At 48.0% G+C, this 830-nt stretch carries 1 pseudogene; it reads right to left on the reverse strand.

Going from position 1 to position 830, the window contains the following annotated elements:
• Positions 1-153: 153 nt before the first annotated feature.
• A pseudogene (locus PsAD37_RS28450) lies at positions 154-830 on the reverse strand (hypothetical protein); the annotation flags it as partial.

Genomic DNA, 830 nt, shown 5'->3' on the forward strand with positions numbered 1-830 from the left:
GCCCCATAGGCGCTAACTTAAGAAATAACTATCTGATAATATTGATGTAACGCTAACTTCTTGAAAAGCAGAATAGGCGTCTATTATTGGTTTTTTGACCAATATCAGCATTGCGTCTTCGTTGACGCAATGCTGATCGTTTAAGGTAAGAGGTTAGACAAACTGGAAGTCATCTACATGAAGATCGGAGACGAGTACACCTTTCAGCCTCACAGAGTTATTGCCATACAAACTGATTACAGTATCCCTACCATTATCACTTGCTGCTGTGAGCATGTCTTCAAAGTCTGCAAACACATTAGTATCAAAACGGATGACGTCCTCAGTTCCTGCATCGGCAGAGAAGTCTTCAATGACATCGTTGCCGGAGCTGACATCAGGGAAGACAAAGGTATCTGATCCTGTCCCGCCTGAGATATGTTCTCCAAGGGTGGAGCCAATAATTATGTCATCACTATCGGTTCCATGCAGCTCCATGCGACCGTCTTCCCGAACTTTGAACTCACTCAGGCTTGTGCCATCAGAAAACTCATAGCGCTCGATCTGCTCGCCCATGTCAGCCACATTCAGTGTTCCGGCTTTACCGTCTGCTGTGGTCCAGCCAAGCCGAAGGCTCGTTCCCTGATTTTCGTGTTCATAAGCTTCGATGCGCAGATCATCCAGCGTCAGGTCACGGAACTTTACTGTGTCAGTTCCTCCTGAACTGGTTTCTGCACTGCGGGTGATCCAGGAACCGCCTTTATCACGGCCAATCAGGTAGGTATCATCACCGCCGTGGCCATGGAGGTATTGCCATCCAGCCCCCGCATCGCCGCCATAAAGAACATCAT

The sequence above is a fragment of the Pseudovibrio sp. Ad37 genome, assembly GCF_001623075.1.
Classification (GTDB): domain Bacteria; phylum Pseudomonadota; class Alphaproteobacteria; order Rhizobiales; family Stappiaceae; genus Pseudovibrio.